The organism is Exiguobacterium sp. s63 (genome assembly GCF_018617335.1).
GTDB lineage: Bacteria > Bacillota > Bacilli > Exiguobacteriales > Exiguobacteriaceae > Exiguobacterium.
The window spans coordinates 587,654-602,904 of sequence record NZ_JACSKB010000002.1; the positions used below are offsets into that span (position 1 = coordinate 587,654).

Here is a 15,251-nt window from a genome sequence, read left to right on the forward strand (position 1 = left end):
CTCCTCATTATTTTTGTGAAAATTACCATTTTCTAGGGGTTCTACACTTTTTCTTTCGAGCAATTCAGTGTATGCTAGTGGAAGAAAGGAGAGATGCATGATGATCGCAATCGCCTTGTCTGCGGTTGCCCCGGGGCTTGCCCTTCTTTCCTACTTCTATCTTCGACATGAGTTGGAGGCGGAACCGCTCGGATATGTGATTCGTTCTTTCGTGGCCGGCGCAGTTCTCGTGTTCCCCATCATGTTTATCCAATATGCCTTCGTTGAAGAAGGTGTTCTTACCGGACCGTTTTGGGGGGCGTATGTCGCCACTGCTTTACTCGAAGAGTTTTTTAAATGGTTTATGATTTATTATACAATATATATACATAAAGTCTTTGATGATTACTACGACGGGATTCTCTATGCGGTCGCCTGCTCATTAGGCTTTGCGACATTAGAGAATTTTTTATACTTATGGGTGTACGATTCATTAGAAATTGCGATTTGGCGTGCAATCTTGCCTGTGAGCGGACACGCCTTGTTCGCGGTCGTGATGGGGTATTGTTTAGGGCGGGCAAAGCATTCGGCACGAGAGAGAGTATGGCTGTTCATGGCCATTCTATCTGCGACAATCATTCACGGTACGTTCGATTTGATTTTGATTCTCGAGCCGGAGAACAAGCTACCTGCCGTTCTATATATCGTCATTTTATGGATGGTTGCTCTGCTACTAGTGCGAGCGGCCAACCTGTCCAATCGTCGTCAATTTAAATAAAGGGGAAGAGAACGTATGTTAAAAGAAGGTCAAGAATTAAGAATTGAAGTAGAAGGCCGCGCAGAGGGGAAGACGAAAATCGCTGCAATCGTTGATCAAGTCGTGTGGATTGAATCACCAAGTGATATGACAACACTTAAGACATTCTTTTTACACGAAGAGGAAGAAATACGGGTTTACTTCTTCCAAGGAGACAATCAATTGTTTGCTTTCGACACGAAAGTTGCGAAACGGATCAGTGATGCCCAAATGACGATTCGATATGCGTTTAACCTGCCGGACGAGAAAAAAATTAAACGTATTCAGCGTCGTGAATATTTACGTGTTCCTGAAATGATTGACGTGACCGTGCTCGCGGCTGACGGTGAAGGGTTCGAGTCGTTTGAAACGACGTCATTAGACGTTTCTGCAGGTGGAATGAAAATTATTGCGAACCGTGCGCCGGTTGAAGTGGATGAGTCACTCATCGTTGTTTTCCGAATTGAAAATGAACAGGGAACGCCTCAACTCTTTCGCGTAAAGAGTCGCCTCGTACGTATCCATAAGCAGGAAATGAAGCAGGAACTCTCGCTAGCCTTTGAAGATTTGACGCCGCGCGATCAAGAGACGATTTTACGTTACTGTTTCCGCGTCCAGCTCGAAGCTCGAAAGCGGACAGGGTCTATATTTTCTTCAAGATAAAAAACTGTTATGATGTTCTCGGGATTATTGACCGAGAGGAGGAGGGTATCGGGAACACTCGATACCCGTTTTGTATGAAAAAATCATTACAAATTGCATTAGATGGACCGGCTGGTGCCGGGAAAAGTACGATTGCCAAGTCGCTTGCGAAACAATTAGGATATGTCTATATCGATACGGGTGCGATTTATCGTGCGGTGACCTATCGCGCCTTGCGTGAAGGGATTGCGCTCGAAGATGGACCGGCTCTAGCGGACATGATTGCAAAGATGTCACTGCGACTCGTGCCATCTGAAGCAGGACAACGCGTATTTGATGGTGATGAAGAAGTGACAGATGTCATTCGTTCAAGTGAAGTGACGAACAACGTCAGTTTTGTCGCTCGACAACCGGAAGTGCGGGATGCCTTGATGGACCTACAACGTGATTTGGCGAAAGAGGGCGGGGTCGTCATGGACGGACGCGATATCGGTACGCATGTCTTGCCGAATGCGGACTTGAAGGTATTTATGACTGCTTCTGTTGAAGAACGTGCTCGTCGTCGCCATGAGGAAAATGTTTCAAAAGGGATACCGAGTGATTATGACCGATTGAAAGAAGAAATCGCTCTCCGTGACAAGCGTGATTCCGAGCGGGAGGTCGCACCCCTTCGCCAAGCTGAGGATGCGCACTTCCTGGATACGACGACACTATCGATTGATGGGGTTGTTCGGGCGATTGAACAATTCATTAAAGAGGTGAAAGCATGAGCGAAACATTAAATAACGGACCGTTTGGCATGTACCGGATGGCGAGAGCCGTCGTAAATGGCATTCAGCGGGCATCGTTTCAAGTCGAGTTCATCGGACGAGAAAACGTTCCGATGGATGGGTCTATTCTTGTTTGTTCGAATCATCAGTCAAACTGGGACCCAGTTTTATTGGCTTGCGCGATCCCGAAACAACGTCCGCTTCGATTTTTTGCTAAACAAGAACTGTTTAACGTTCCGGTATTAAAACATATATTAAAGCGCGCGGGACAAATTCCCGTCTCACGGGGAGAAGGAGACCGGCAGGCACTTCGTGTCGTTCTTCAAAAGCTGAAAGAAGACGAGGTCATCTCCATTTTTCCTGAAGGAACGCGTTCAAAAGATGGCACGCTCGGGAAGGCGCAGGCTGGAGTTGGATTCTTCGCAATGCGTTCGAATGCGCATATCCTACCGATTGCCATCATCGGGAAATATAAGTTTCGCGCAAAACTACGTGTCGTCATCGGCAAGCCGATCGACTTGTCAGAACTGAAAGAACGTAAGGCGAGCGCGCAAGAAGCAGCCGACTTAATTATGAATACGATTGCCGACCTTTACTTAAACCATTCATTCACGAAGTGAAAAACGGATTGTGAAATTGAGGTTTAAACTTCTTTCAATAGAGGTACAATCTTCATAACGCCTTGACAAAATCTCGGAATTATAAGAGATTTATACTAGGTGTAAGCGCCTTTGGCGCTCCTTTTTGTACTCATCGTGAGGGGGTAGTGTTGGAATGGTCGAAGAAATGAAAGATATGCCTGATTTTGAAATTAATCGTGGTCAAATTGTGACCGGAACAGTCGTCAAAATCGAGGATAAGCAAGCGCTGATCGATATCGGTTATAAAACCGAAGCGATTTTGCCAATTAGCGAAGTATCAAGCATGCATCTAGACGATTTAAACGAATCACTCCAAGTGAACGACGAGATTCGTGTCAAAGTGAAAAAGGTCACGGACGAAGAAGTGGTCGTTTCGAAAAAAGACGTTGATGCCGAAGCAGCATGGGATCGCATCGTTGAAAAATTCGAATCGGGTGAAGTGTTTGAAGTGATGGTGAAAGACAAGGTCAAAGGTGGTCTTGTCGTCGATATCGGAATTCGCGGATTCATCCCTGCGTCCCTTGTCGAAAGTCACTTCGTCGAGGACTTCTCGTCATATTTGAATAATCCAATTACCGTAAAAGTCGTCGAGATCGACCGTGAAAAAAATCGTGTCATCTTGTCACATAAAGCAGTTGTCGAAGCTGAGATGAGCGCCAAGAAATCAGAAACGCTCGAATCGCTCGAAGTCGGTCAAGTTATCGAAGGTACGGTTCAACGTTTGACAGATTTCGGTGCATTCGTCGATATCGGCGGAGTGGACGGTCTCGTTCACATTTCAGAGATGGCTCATAGTCGTGTCGAGAAGCCGAGTGATGTTGTCACTGAAGGCGACCGTGTCAAAGTGAAAGTACTTGGTCTTGACTTAGATAATGAAAAAGTAAAACTCTCGATTAAAGAGACGCAACCTGGTCCTTGGGAAACCATTGAAGGCAAGATTCAACCGGGGGATGTCATCGAAGGTACGGTCAAACGTCTCGTGACGTTTGGTGCGTTCGTTGAGGTTGCACCACAAGTGGAAGGCCTTCTTCATATCTCGCAAATCGCGAACCGTCATATCGCGACACCTTCTGAAGTCTTGACTGAAGGTCAAGAAGTGCAAGTGAAAGTGCTAGACGTTCATCTCGACGATAAGAAAATCTCATTGTCGATGCGTGCTCTCGAATCATCTGAACCGACTCGTCAAGATGATGACCAGGAGTTACTCGATGAATATAGCGACCAAGGAGGATTCTCTGTCTCTGAACTGACAGGCGATGACTCTTCGGATGACTCAAAATAAGATGATTGTTCAAGCGGGAGTCATGCTCCCGCTTCTTTTTGTATGGTCACTTAATTTTGCCTGTGATATGATAGGTGAGTTGCGTTTCGAAATGATGAAATGATGAAATTTTGATAGAAAGTTAGTGAGGTGTTGTTATGGGAATTCCAGCAGTGGCCATTGTTGGCCGTCCGAATATCGGAAAATCCACAATTTTTAACCGCATCATCGGAGATCGTGTGTCGATTGTCGATGATAAACCGGGTGTCACACGTGACCGTATTTACGGCACAGGAGAGTGGCTCAACCGTAAGTTCCATTTAATCGATACAGGTGGGATCGAAGTCGGAGACGAGCCGTTGCTCGTTCAAATGCGTCATCAGGCTGAACTCGCCATTGATGAAGCGGATGTCATCATCTTCATGGTGAATGGACGCGAAGGTATCACGGCAGCGGATGAAGAAGTAGCGAACTTATTGTTCCGTTCGAACAAACCAATCGTTCTTGCCGTCAACAAAGTCGATAACTTTGAAATGCGAGATCTCATGTACGAGTTTTATTCTCTCGGATTTGGTGACCCGTTCCCGATTTCAGGTACACACGGGTTAGGACTCGGTGACCTGCTCGACCAAGTATTCGAACTCGCTCCAGAAAAAGACGAGTACGAGTACAACGAAGATGTCATTCAGTTCTCGTTGATTGGGCGCCCGAACGTCGGGAAGTCAAGTTTGACGAACTCAATCCTTGGTGAAGACCGTGTCATCGTTTCCAATATCGCCGGTACGACTCGCGATGCGATTGATACACCGTTCACACGTGACGGACAAGAGTACGTCATCATCGATACGGCCGGTATGCGTAAACGTGGGAAAGTATACGAATCAACAGAACGTTATAGTGTCATGCGTGCCCAAAAGGCGATTGAGCGATCAAACGTCGTCCTCGTCGTCCTCGACGGAGAAGAAGGGATCATCGAGCAAGACAAACGTGTCGCCGGTCTTGCACATGAAGCCGGGAAGGCGATTGTAATCGTGGTCAACAAATGGGATGCCGTCGAAAAAGATGATAAAACGATGAAAAAGATGGAAGAGAAGATTCGTCAAGAATTCTTATTCCTCGACTATGCACCGATTGTCTTCTTGTCAGCGCTCACGTCGAAACGCTTACAGACATTGTTGCCTGTCATCAAGCAAGTGGCAGAAACACATCGTCGTCGTATCTCGACAAGCGTGTTGAACGATGTCATCGTCGATGCGGTCGCAATGAACCCGACACCGACGGATAAAGGACAACGATTGAAGATCAACTACGCGACTCAAGTTGCCATCGAGCCGCCGACATTCGTCTTATTCGTCAACGACCCTGAGTTGTTGCACTTCTCTTATAAACGTTATTTGGAAAATCAAATCCGTAAAGCATTTGACTTCACCGGGACACCGATTCACATCGTGGCTCGTCAGAAAAACTAATAACGGGGGTGCCACTTATGGCAAACGTAGCAGTCATCGGAGCGGGAAGCTGGGGAACGGCCATCTCGCTCGTGTTAGCGGACAATGGTCATGATGTCCTGCTCTACGGACGTGAGCAAGAACATGTGGATGAAATCAACTCGTTGCATACGAACTCGTTTTATTTGAAGGATGCGCCGTTACCTGAATCGATTCGAGCGACAACGAACTTGAAAGAGGCGTTAGACGGTCGAAGCATCGTGTTTCTCGTCGTCCCGAGTTCGGCAATCCGTCCGGTCTCAAAAGAATTGAATACGTTGTTGACGAAACCCGTCACGATTGTTCATGCCGCAAAGGGAATCGAACCGAAAACGCATAAGCGCCTTTCGGAAATCATCGCCGAAGAGATTGAACCTGCGAAACGTCGAGCGATCGGTGTGTTGACAGGACCAACTCATGCGGAGGAAGTCGCGGTTCGAAAACCGACGACCATTACAATCGCATGTGAGGATCTCGATGTGGCGGATGAAGTGCAGGAGCTGCTCACAAACGACCAGTTCCGCGTGTACTTGAACTCTGACGTTGTTGGGGCCGAGTACGGTGGAGCACTAAAAAACATCATCGCCTTAGCGGCAGGGATGACGGATGGTCTCGGTTATGGGGATAATGCGAAAGCTGCCCTCATGACACGTGGGATTGTCGAGATTGCTCGACTTGGCGTGAAGCTCGGCGCGAATCCAGCATCGTTCTCAGGGTTGACAGGAATCGGAGACCTCATTGTTACGGCAACGTCACAACATAGTCGAAACTGGCGAGCCGGAAATGCCATTGGGCGAGGCGAAAAGCTAGAAGACGTTCTCGGGAACATGGGAATGGTCGTCGAAGGAGTACGTGCCTGTGAAGCGGCGCACTCACTCGCGAAAGAGGCGGGTGTGGAGATGCCAATCACGGAAGCGCTCTATAACGTGCTATTTGAGGGCAAGAGTCCTCATGATGAAGTGAAGAAATTAATGAGACGCCCACAAAAGCATGAGATGGAACAAGTGTTTCATTTCGAAGAATAAGATAGGTCGAGAGAGGAACTGACGTTTTCGTTCAGTTCCTCGCTTTTTTTTGCTACACTTGAAGTCTGGAGAACATAGAGAAAGTAGGGGGATAGACGTGACACCGTCACTCATCAAAATGTGGATTTCATTCGCGGGGATTGGAGCTTTTGCCCTCGCTGCATTAATGGTCGCACTTAGTCATACGAAATTGAGCGGGTGGTTTGCAACACTCGTCAGACTGATTGCATTCATCATATTCTTGTTCGGGACTGTTGTTATGATTTTTGTCGTCGTCTCAGGGCCGACAGGAGGATAAACGTGATGAAAAAAATGATTGTTGCCATTAGTTTGACCATAACGACGCTTTTAGCCGGATGTATGTTCCCTGATTCAGAGCGTGCGAACAACATCCCATATGAGGATCAATTGAATACGGTACAAAGTGCGGTCAATGCCTATCGTGAACAATCTGGCGTCTTGCCGATTAAAACGAAGCCAGCGGAAACGCCTTTGATGGAACGCTACCCGATTGAATTTGCACGGCTTGTCCCAGGCTATTTGGCTGATCCACCTGGGAATAGTTTCGAAGGTGGCGGGTTATTCCAATATATTCTCGTTGACGTGGAGACAGATCCGACCGTGAAATTAATCGATTTGCGTGTATCTGAACGATTGCAACAACTACAAACGAATATCAATGCGTTTCGAGCGAAAGAAGGAAAGTTCCCATTCGACGGTTCGATTGGGAAAAACCAGTTCACGCTCGACTATGATAAAATTTTCGTCTCGGAAGAGCCGGTCATACCTAGCCCTTACTCTGACAGAGAACTTCCGATTTATGTAGACGGCACAGGACAACTATTTGTGGACTATCGGGAGGACGTGAAGGAAGCGCTTCAAAAGACGGACGAGACACCGGAAATCGGTGAAGACATTCGTTATTTACTGTATGAAGATGCCCCATTTGCCCCGGCTTACTCGCAAGGGTATACGATAGATGAACAAGGAGAAGTCGTTTTTTTAAACAACTGAACTCGTTTTAATAGTGAAAGTCGTGAAATCATGCAAAAAATGTTGTCATATCAACGTTTGTACGATATGATTAATCCCGTAAACTCCCTGTGAGAGGAGGTGAATCGTGATGAACAAAACTGAATTGATCCAAGCTGTTACTGAGAAAGCCGATGTTTCTAAAAAAGAAGCAACGAAAATCGTAGAAGCTACGTTTGAATCAATCACTGAAGCACTCCAAAACGGTGAGAAAATTCAATTGATCGGTTTTGGTACTTTTGAAGTTCGTGAGCGTGCTGCCCGTAAAGGTCGTAACCCACGTACAAAAGAAGATATCGAAATCCCAGCGAGCAAAGTTCCTGCATTCAAAGCAGGTAAAGCGCTCAAAGATGCGGTCAAGTAATCTGCAATACATAAGTCGCCGAGAGGCGGCTTTTTTGTTGGGTTTACGAGTTCGAATGACGTGAATGTGACAAAAATGTGCTATACTATGTCAGAATGACAATGAAGTGGACGAGGGGGGATAGCATGGAACAGTTGACAAATGAATTCGTTGTCACAGACCTTGCTCGTCAAATCGAACAACGTATGAATCATCCTTATTTGACGAAACACGAAATTGTACCAGCGGTCGATTTTTTGTTGCTTCGTTGGATGGTTGAGATGATTGATTTGGAATCGATTGAGCATCGACAACTCGTGATGGCAACGTATTTCGCACATCAAGCGCTCGAATTACACGATCAAGTGAACAGTAGTCCGAAAGGTTCTTTAGCGCGACAATTAAAAGTGCTCGCTGGCGATTTTGCCTCGGCTCAGTTTTATAAAATTTTGACTGGATTTCCATCGTCATATAGTAATCGATTTGGACAGTCTGTACAACGGGTCAATGCGGCAAAATGTACGTTACTACTCGAGACGAACGTTCCGATGAACGTCTGGCTCGAAGCGAACATCGGATTGATTCAAACGCTTGCCGAATTGCTTGAACGGCCATATTTGACAACGAGCGGGAAACGACTGATTGAACAGAAAGCGACGGCGCTTAGACAAGATCAAAAAGAGCAACTCACGACATTGCTTGCGCATGCGGTCGCTTAGAACGGAAAGGATGTTACGCGTTGCAACCGATAGAAAAAGAGCAAAAAGTATATGAAGTATTTCAATCTATTTCTCCGAGCTACGATACGATGAACTCGATTATCAGCTTCCGACTTCACAAATGGTGGCGTCGGACGACGATGAAAAAAATGAACGTCTTTCCGGGGGCCAAATGTTTAGACGTTTGTTGTGGGACCGCCGACTGGACGATTCAATTGGCGGAAGCTGCAGGGAACACGGGTGTCGTGAAGGGGCTCGACTTTTCAGAGAATATGTTAAAAGTGGGAGAAGAAAAAGTTAAATCGCTACCGAACGTTGAATTACTACACGGAAACGCGATGGCTTTGCCGTTTGGTGACAATTCATTTGATTATGTCACGATTGGGTTTGGACTTCGAAACGTCCCGGACTACATGACGGTATTGCGCGAGATGCATCGCGTCTTGAAACCAGGGGGCACGGTCGTGTGTCTTGAAACGAGTCAACCGACGGCACCTGTCTTCAAAGAGTTGTATCGGTTCTATTTCGGGACGGTTATGCCGTTATTCGGAAAAGTGTTCGCAGGCTCATATGATCAGTACAAATGGCTTCAAGAATCGACTGATCAATTTCCAGACCGTTTGACTTTGAAGCGTATGTTTGAAGATGCCGGGTTTGAACAAGTCGAAGTGAAGACATTCTCCGCTGGTGCATGTGCCATGCATCTAGGAAAGAAGTGGTGAATCATGTCTTTGAAGCGACTTTATCGTCATATGAACCGAGAGATTGATCAAATTGATCAATTTTTATCTACTCGAGTCAGGACGGACCACCCTGTCATCGAGTCAGCATCGCGTCAACTACTCGATGCTGGTGGAAAACGTATCCGACCAGCCTTTGTCCTATTGAGTGCAGGATTCGGTGAGACGAAAGATATCCGTTTGACGAAAGTTGCCTCAAGTCTTGAACTGATTCATATGGCATCACTCGTCCATGACGATGTGATTGATGATGCGATTCTCCGTCGCGGCAAACCGACCGTGATGGAGCGATATGATGAAACGGTGGCGATGTATACGGGAAATACGTTGTTCGGTGAGGCGATTCGTCTCGTGTCTGAGATTGAGTCACCAGAAGTGATGCGCATCATGTCGGATACGATGGAGCGGATCTGTGTCGGTGAAATTAATCAAATCCAAGATCAATATGAGTGGGGACAGTCACCAAAGCGTTATTTGGACCGAATTGCCCGGAAAACCGCCCTGTTGATAGAGACGAGTTGTGCAGCAGGTGCCGTCATTTCAGGCGCATCTCCGTCTGTTGTAAAGCAATTAAGCTTATTCGGGTATGATATCGGCATGGCCTTTCAAATGACAGATGATTTACTCGACTTCACAGCAAAAAGTTTTCAACTTGGAAAGCCGGTCGGTGAAGATTTGAAGCACGGTCATAAGACGTTGCCTCTCTTATACTCCGCAGAGGACCCCCGCTTTTATGAACGTCTTCGCCAAGTCAATGTCTCGACAGACCCTGAATTGACGAAGTCTCTCGTACGAGAAGTACAGCGAAATGGGGCACTTGAGCGTAGCCAACGAACGATTGATCGCTACGTGGAACGTGCCATCCGCCGATTAGACGGTTTGCCAGATCATCCCGATAAACGCTCGTTGATTGAAATTGCACAATATATCGGAAAGCGGAAATGGTAAATGCCTGATGTAACCCCTTTCAAAAATGTGTCGGACCGTGTACACTTAATACGTACATCGTACACATTTATTGACTTAGGGGGATTTGGGGAATGGAAAAGACATTTTTAATGGTTAAACCTGATGGGGTAAAACGTGGATTGATTGGGGAAATCATCTCACGTTTTGAAAACAAAGGATATACGTTGAACCGTCTCGAAATGGTGACACCGACAGTTGAGGTCGCAGAGGCACACTACGCAGAGCATAAAGAAAAGCCGTTCTTTGGTGAATTGGTCGAGTTTTTGACTTCTGGTCCGGTCGTCGCGATGGAATGGGAAGGTGAGGACATCGTGGCCGTCTCTCGTCTGATGATTGGGAAGACAAAGCCAGTCGATGCTCAACCAGGAACTATTCGCGGTGATTTTGCATCGACAATGTCACAAAACGTGATTCATGGTTCTGATAGTGTGGAAAGCGCAGAACGCGAACTTGGACTTTGGTTCGCAAAAGTGGCCTCACACGTTTCATGACTTTTCGAGGGACGGGGAAACCTGTCCCTTTTTCGTTCCTTTGGAAATGTCTTCGGTCACTTGAAAGATGAAATGAGAAAGAATTGAGGTTGAAATTGGTGATGAATGATTATGCCATCTTTGTAAAAAAGTTTTATATCAAGTCGGGCATTGACTTGAACTTATATAAAGAGGCGCAGATGAAGCGCCGTATGGTCGCCTTGCGTGAGAAAAAAGGGTACGCATCGTTTTTAGAGTATTTGAAAGCGATGGATACGAATCGTGAGTTGTATGAAGAGTTTTTGGATCGGATGACGATCAACGTCAGTGAGTTTTACCGAAACCCGATTCGATGGCAACAACTTGAAGAAGATATCCTTCCACATTTGATTCGATCGAGCCAAGGGAAACTACGCGTTTGGAGCGCAGCTTGTTCAACAGGGGAAGAGCCCTACTCGCTCGCCATGTTGCTGTCGAAACATTTAGCCCCGTCTCAATTCTCTATCATGGCGACAGACCTAGATGATGTTGTGATCGAAAAAGCGAAACAAGGAAAGTATCATGAACGGGCGCTGATCGATTTACCTGAAGAGTTTCAAAAGCGCTACTTCACGCGTCGTGGAGATGACTATTTCATTTCAGATGAGATCAAGCAATTGGTGACGTTTAAAAAACACAATCTGTTAGCGGACGTGTATGAGCGTAACTTTGACTTGATCGTGTGTCGCAATGTCTTGATCTACTTCACGGAAGAAGCAAAAGAAAAAGTATACACATCTTTCCAACGGGCGCTGCGTCCAGGAGGAATGCTATTTGTAGGTGGGACAGAACAGATTTTCCAACCGAAGCGTTACGGCTATGCGATGAAGCAAAGTTTCTTTTATGAAAAAATAGATGGATGAGGTGAATGGATGCGTTATTTGACAGCTGGTGAATCACATGGTCCCGGTCTGACGGTCATTATTGAAGGTGCCCCTGCCGGCCTGACAGTAGATTTAAACCAAATCAACTTGGAGTTGAAGAAACGTCAGTCGGGATACGGGCGCGGACGACGCATGCAAATTGAATCGGACGAGGTCGCTGTTCGCTCGGGGATCCGACACGGAAAGACGACCGGTGCCCCGATTACATTTTGGATTGAAAATAAAGACCACACACATTGGAAACATGTGATGCAAGCAGAACCTATTACGGATGATATGGAAGTGAAGCGCCGCATCTCACGCCCGAGACCGGGGCACGCTGACCTCGTCGGTGGACTGAAGTATGGACACCGTGACTTACGTGACGTGTTGGAGCGTTCGAGCGCAAGAGAAACGGCTGCACGAGTAGCCGTCGGTGCCTTTTGTAAACAACTCCTTCAACAATTGGGTATGTCTTTATTCAGTTACGTGAAAGTGATTGGCGGGGAGAAAGCAGAAGTGAAGACGGTACAGTCAATCGAGGAAGCACGACAACTTGTCGATACGTCTCCGGTCCGTACCCTTGACTCCGATGCGGAACAGAGAATGATGCAAAAAATTGATGAAGCGAAAGCGAACGGTGACTCGATTGGTGGAATCGTCTGTACGGAAGTGCACGGTGTCATTCCGGGTCTCGGTTCTTACGTGCAGTACGATCGGAAGCTAGATGCGAAGATTGCGCAGGCCGTCATGAGTGTGAACGCGTTTAAAGGGGTCGAGTTTGGAGACGGATTCGACATGGCCTACCGACCAGGTTCGCAAGTGATGGATCCGATCGCCTATGAAGAGAATGGTTACACACGACTCAGTAATCATCTTGGAGGGTTTGAAGGTGGTATGACGACGGGCATGCCAATCGTCTGTTCAGCGGTCATGAAACCGATTCCGACACTTTACAAACCGCTACAGTCGGTCGACATCGATACAAAAGAGGCGTTTCTCGCTCAAATCGAACGCAGTGACTCTTGTGCCGTACCGGCAGCGTCGCTCGTCGTGGAAGCGGTCATCGCCTTTGAGATGGCGAAAGAAGTGTGTGAAACGTTCGGGCAGGACACAATGGAACGAATCAAACACCGTGTGGAGGAATACCGAGAGGAGCTACGTGTATGGTGACCATTCCGATTGCAGCATCGACTCCATATGACGTCATCGTCGACAACCAAGATCGTTGGATAGAAACATTCGATTGGTCTTATTATCCGACGATTTGGGTCGTCACAGACGAACAGGTGGATGCTCTCTACGGTTCATCATTTCGAAATCAATTATGTGCCGTTCATCCGCACGTCATTTGGTCCGTCGTCGAGGCGGGAGATGCTTCTAAATCCATCACACATCTTGAGCATCTTGTATCGGAAGGGCTGCGTCATGGTTGCGACCGTCAATCGCTCATCGTCGCTTTTGGTGGCGGGATGATTGGCGATTTAGCTGGGTTCTTAGCGAGTGTCTATATGCGCGGTGTCTCTTACATACAGGTTCCGACGACAATTTTAGCCCATGATTCTGCCGTTGGTGGAAAAGTAGCCGTCAATCATCCGCTCGCCAAAAATGCAATCGGTTCATTTTACCAACCGATTGGTGTGTACTACAATGTGTCTCGACTCGCTTCCTTACCGGTTCAAGAAGTCCGGAGTGGTCTCGGGGAATTGATCAAACATGCGTATTTGTCACGTCACGTCCTCGAATCCTCGTTCGAGGACGAATTGTTTTCAGCCTTGACCGAACGGGATGAGTTGGATTGGGTCACATGGCTCGCCAAAGGGATCCGAGTGAAACAAGCCATCGTCGAAGCGGATGAACGAGAACAAGGGATCCGGGCATGGCTTAATTTTGGGCATACGTTCGGGCACGCCCTCGAGTCAATCGAAGCGTATCGTATCCCGCATGGGGAGTGCGTCTTACATGGGATGGTCTTTGCTTTCTTACTATCCAATGATGAGACACGTGCGAAGCGATTATTTGATTGGATGCGTTTGAATGAGGTCACCGCAATCGATTGGAAACCGTTCGATCATTATGTGGAAAAAATGATTCGGGATAAAAAGAATCGAAATGGGATCATCCGTTTCGTGTTAATACGCGACTCCATTTCAGTGGAGGCGATTCAGCTCGCTGATCTGCAATATACGTTTGAACAGATGAAGGGATGGTGGACAAGTTGAGTCTGAACGGTTCGATCCGAGTGCCAAGTGATAAATCAATCACTCACCGGGCACTCTTGTTTGGAATGATGTCGTCCGGTACGACATATGTAAAAAATCCGCTTCTTGGCGCCGATTGTCGTTCAACTCTTGAAGTGATCCGACGTTTAGGGGCAGAAGTAGTGGAACAAGATGATGAACTGATCATCAAAGGGATTGAGACGCCGCATTCAGCCACTCTAGACTGCGGAAACTCTGGGACGACGATGCGCCTACTCATCGGCATCTTATCCGGCTATACCGGTTCGTTTGAACTCGTAGGCGACGCATCGCTGTCTAAGCGTCCGATGCGCCGCGTCACGTCCCCGCTTCTTGAGATGGGTGCGCACGTGAAAGGAGAAGTGGCACCACTTGTGATCGAGGGGACATCGTTAAAGGCGATCGACTATACGTTACCGATTGCGAGTGCTCAAGTGAAGTCGGCCATTCTTCTCGCCGGATTACGTGCCTCAGGAACAACGATTGTTCGGGAACCTATGTTGTCCCGTGACCATACCGAACGGATGTTACCGCTTTTTGGCGCAGAGCTATCGATCTCAGAAGAAGAAGGGCAACGCGTCATACGTGTCGAACCTTCGCGGTTGACTGGGACGACGGTCGATGTACCGGCAGACCCATCGTCAGCAGCATTCTTTTGGGCAGGAGCGGCCATCATACCCGATAGTCTGGTTACGACGACAGACGTTTGTTTAAATGAGACTCGAATCGGATTTTTACGTACGCTCGAGCGGATGGGAGCATTGATCACCATTTCAAATGAACGTTCCGTCGGTAAAGAGCGAATCGGGGATGTCACTGTGAGAACGAGTGAACTGTCCGGGACGGTCATCGAAGGAGAAATGGTTCCTTCGCAAATTGACGAATTGCCACTGTTCGCACTCGTCGCATCACAAGCATCAACGCCATCTGTCGTGAAAGATGCGGCGGAACTACGTGTGAAAGAGACCGACCGTATCGATTCGGTCGTCACTGAACTGCGAAAACTAGGTGTCGATATCGTTGGAACGGATGACGGGTTTATCGTAAAACCGAGTCGATTGCATGGAGGGAATGTCACCACTTATGGAGATCACCGCTTGTCGATGATGCTTCAGATTGCTGAGCTGATGACTGATGATGTTGTCCATATTGAAGACATGGAAGCGTCCGAAGTGAGTTATCCTCAATTCCGTCTCGATTTACAACGAATCCAACGTAAGATAGAATAACGACAA

The 15,251-nt window shown here is 47.2% G+C and carries 18 protein-coding genes; all 18 read left to right on the plus strand.

Annotated features, from left to right (window positions below; all coding sequences use genetic code 11):
- Nucleotides 1–100: 100 nt before the first annotated feature.
- The 18 genes from prsW to aroA all read left to right on the plus strand — a co-directional run bounded on the left by prsW (nt 101) and on the right by aroA (nt 15,245).
- Nucleotides 101–757 (plus strand): glutamic-type intramembrane protease PrsW, encoded by a 657-nt coding sequence (gene prsW / locus KNO90_RS09800; protein WP_214740227.1) that lies wholly within the window; start codon nt 101–103, stop codon nt 755–757.
- A gap of 15 nt (nt 758–772) precedes the next feature.
- A complete protein-coding gene (locus tag KNO90_RS09805) occupies nt 773–1,438 on the plus strand; it encodes a flagellar brake protein (protein ID WP_214740234.1) in 666 nt (221 codons plus the stop codon).
- 74 nt (nt 1,439–1,512) lie between these two features.
- Nucleotides 1,513–2,187 carry a (d)CMP kinase gene (gene cmk / locus KNO90_RS09810; RefSeq protein ID WP_214740236.1) on the plus strand — a complete coding sequence of 225 codons (675 nt, stop codon included), beginning with the start codon at nt 1,513–1,515 and terminating at the stop codon, nt 2,185–2,187.
- On the plus strand, nt 2,184–2,807 hold the full coding sequence (locus KNO90_RS09815) for a lysophospholipid acyltransferase family protein (protein WP_214740238.1): 624 nt from the start codon (nt 2,184–2,186) through the stop codon (nt 2,805–2,807). Before cmk ends, KNO90_RS09815 begins: the two co-directional genes overlap by 4 nt.
- A 154-nt stretch (nt 2,808–2,961) precedes the next feature.
- Nucleotides 2,962–4,110 (plus strand): 30S ribosomal protein S1, encoded by a 1,149-nt coding sequence (rpsA, locus tag KNO90_RS09820; protein WP_214776909.1) that lies wholly within the window; start codon nt 2,962–2,964, stop codon nt 4,108–4,110.
- Between the two features lie 137 nt (nt 4,111–4,247).
- Nucleotides 4,248–5,558 (plus strand): ribosome biogenesis GTPase Der, encoded by a 1,311-nt coding sequence (gene der / locus KNO90_RS09825; protein WP_214740241.1) that lies wholly within the window; start codon nt 4,248–4,250, stop codon nt 5,556–5,558.
- Nucleotides 5,559–5,575: 17 nt separating this feature from the next.
- On the plus strand, nt 5,576–6,601 hold the full coding sequence (locus KNO90_RS09830) for an NAD(P)H-dependent glycerol-3-phosphate dehydrogenase (protein ID WP_215113500.1): 1,026 nt from the start codon (nt 5,576–5,578) through the stop codon (nt 6,599–6,601).
- 97 nt (nt 6,602–6,698) lie between these two features.
- Entirely contained in the window at nt 6,699–6,899 is a 201-nt protein-coding gene (locus KNO90_RS09835) for a DUF2768 domain-containing protein (RefSeq protein WP_214740245.1), read from the plus strand.
- A gap of 5 nt (nt 6,900–6,904) precedes the next feature.
- Entirely contained in the window at nt 6,905–7,615 is a 711-nt protein-coding gene (locus tag KNO90_RS09840; RefSeq protein ID WP_214740247.1) for a hypothetical protein, read from the plus strand.
- 109 nt (nt 7,616–7,724) lie between these two features.
- Nucleotides 7,725–7,997 (plus strand): HU family DNA-binding protein, encoded by a 273-nt coding sequence (locus tag KNO90_RS09845; RefSeq protein WP_015881465.1) that lies wholly within the window; start codon nt 7,725–7,727, stop codon nt 7,995–7,997.
- 125 nt (nt 7,998–8,122) lie between these two features.
- On the plus strand, nt 8,123–8,695 hold the full coding sequence (locus KNO90_RS09850) for a heptaprenyl diphosphate synthase component 1 (RefSeq protein WP_214740249.1): 573 nt from the start codon (nt 8,123–8,125) through the stop codon (nt 8,693–8,695).
- Between the two features lie 20 nt (nt 8,696–8,715).
- Complete coding sequence (locus tag KNO90_RS09855) at nt 8,716–9,417, plus strand: demethylmenaquinone methyltransferase (protein ID WP_214740251.1); 702 nt, start codon at nt 8,716–8,718, stop codon at nt 9,415–9,417.
- A gap of 3 nt (nt 9,418–9,420) precedes the next feature.
- Nucleotides 9,421–10,383 (plus strand): polyprenyl synthetase family protein, encoded by a 963-nt coding sequence (locus tag KNO90_RS09860; RefSeq protein WP_214740253.1) that lies wholly within the window; start codon nt 9,421–9,423, stop codon nt 10,381–10,383.
- A 92-nt stretch (nt 10,384–10,475) separates the two neighbouring features.
- Nucleotides 10,476–10,895: a nucleoside-diphosphate kinase gene (ndk, locus tag KNO90_RS09865; RefSeq protein WP_214740255.1), complete on the plus strand. Its 420-nt coding sequence runs from the start codon at nt 10,476–10,478 to the stop codon at nt 10,893–10,895.
- A gap of 101 nt (nt 10,896–10,996) precedes the next feature.
- Nucleotides 10,997–11,776, plus strand: coding sequence for a CheR family methyltransferase (locus KNO90_RS09870; RefSeq protein WP_214776920.1), 780 nt, complete (start codon nt 10,997–10,999; stop codon nt 11,774–11,776).
- Between the two features lie 9 nt (nt 11,777–11,785).
- Complete coding sequence (gene aroC, locus KNO90_RS09875; RefSeq protein WP_214740259.1) at nt 11,786–12,949, plus strand: chorismate synthase; 1,164 nt, start codon at nt 11,786–11,788, stop codon at nt 12,947–12,949.
- Nucleotides 12,943–13,998: a 3-dehydroquinate synthase gene (locus KNO90_RS09880; protein WP_215113501.1), complete on the plus strand. Its 1,056-nt coding sequence runs from the start codon at nt 12,943–12,945 to the stop codon at nt 13,996–13,998. The genes aroC and KNO90_RS09880 overlap by 7 nt, the downstream gene beginning before the upstream one ends.
- Nucleotides 13,995–15,245: a 3-phosphoshikimate 1-carboxyvinyltransferase gene (gene aroA / locus KNO90_RS09885; RefSeq protein ID WP_483299293.1), complete on the plus strand. Its 1,251-nt coding sequence runs from the start codon at nt 13,995–13,997 to the stop codon at nt 15,243–15,245. The genes KNO90_RS09880 and aroA overlap by 4 nt, the downstream gene beginning before the upstream one ends.
- The last annotated feature ends 6 nt before the right edge of the window (nt 15,246–15,251 follow it).